The organism is Sediminibacterium ginsengisoli (assembly GCF_900167075.1).
Classification (GTDB): Bacteria; Bacteroidota; Bacteroidia; order Chitinophagales; family Chitinophagaceae; genus Sediminibacterium; species Sediminibacterium ginsengisoli.
Genome location: NZ_FUWH01000020.1, coordinates 1 through 1,274, shown reverse-complemented (window position 1 = coordinate 1,274; position 1,274 = coordinate 1). Strand labels below are relative to the sequence as shown.

The following is a 1,274-nucleotide window of genomic DNA, read 5'->3' as shown; positions in this document are numbered from 1 at the left end:
GACCACAGGTGTTCGAAAGATAAATTATTGCTATTAGACAATAAATTGCGTAAAAGACGTTAAGGAAGAATGTTCCTTGATAAAGTTTTGTCGTTAATTCCTTCGGATATGCTGGTAGAGCTGGCTGCAGAGACGGAAGTTGATATCTTTTCGAAGAAGTTACAGGCCGAGGTTATTTTCAAATTGTTACTTCACTGTTTGATTAGTCATAAGGACAATAGCCTCAGAACGATGGAGTCGGCCTACGAAACATTATTGTTTGCTTCAATCAATCAAAATTTCCAAAAGAAAAGCATCCGCTATAATTCAATCAGTAAGCGGCTATCGGATATCAATCCCGCTTATTTCGAGAAGTTGTTTTCCAATTGTGTGTCGCTCTATAAGCAATATTTAGGCAAGGATCAGGAGCATATCATCCGTTTTGATTCCACAATTGTGTCGCTGTCTTCCAGATTGTTGAAAACCGGTTATAATCTCAAAGGCGGGGGGAATGCTGCTAATATCCGGCAGTTGAAATTTACCATAGGGTACTCCAACGGGATAGCTGAAAAAGTTCATTTTTTTACTTCTCAATCTCATACCAGTGAAAATGTTGCTTTGAGAGAGGTCGTATTGATACAGTCAGTTGAGGATAAAAACCGTATTAAGGTATTTGACAGGGGTATTACGGGCCGGGATACCTACGATGAGTTTACGGCGCATGGTATCCGATTTGTATCAAGACTGTCAGATAATGCAAGGTATGAAATAAGGCAAGCCGGAGCCAGGAACAGCGCATTGCCTATCAATACCGCTTCCGTTAGTATTCTCTCGGATGATTTGTGTTATCTATATGGGAACAAGGGCAAAAAAAGCAAGCATTTATACAGGAGAATTGAGTCTGTCAGGATCACTGATGGCAAACGCATCGTTTTTGTCACTAATGATCTGGATCTGAAGGCTGAGGATGTGACGGAAGTATACCGCCGAAGGTGGGATATTGAAGTCTTTTTCAAATTCATCAAGCAATTATTCAATTTCAGTCACCTGGTGAATAGAAGTGAAAATGGGATTAAGGTTGTTCTCTATGTCACAATGATCGCAGCCATTTTATTAAGCGCTTATAAAAAAGAAACGAAACAACCGGGATATAAAATACCCAGGCTGAAGTTCGCCGCTGATCTCGAAGCAGAGATAATTAAATATCTGATTATCAAGTGCGGCGGTGATCCCGAAAAAATGAACGCTATTTTATTGTGTAACTCCTCATAAATATCTTTCGAACACCTGTGGTC

At 40.0% G+C, this 1,274-nt stretch carries 1 protein-coding gene; it reads left to right on the top strand.

Annotation, left to right across the window (positions count from 1 at the left end):
• Nucleotides 1-69: 69 nt before the first annotated feature.
• Entirely contained in the window at nt 70-1,251 is a 1,182-nt protein-coding gene (locus B5D42_RS17790) for an IS4 family transposase (RefSeq protein WP_078832898.1), read from the top strand.
• Nucleotides 1,252-1,274 lie beyond the last annotated feature (23 nt).

What these genes read in the sequence shown, in the direction of transcription:
- B5D42_RS17790 (WP_078832898.1), top strand. Translation starts at nt 70, where the DNA reads ATGTTCCTTGATAAAGTTTTGTCGTTAATTCCTTCGGATATGCTGGTA.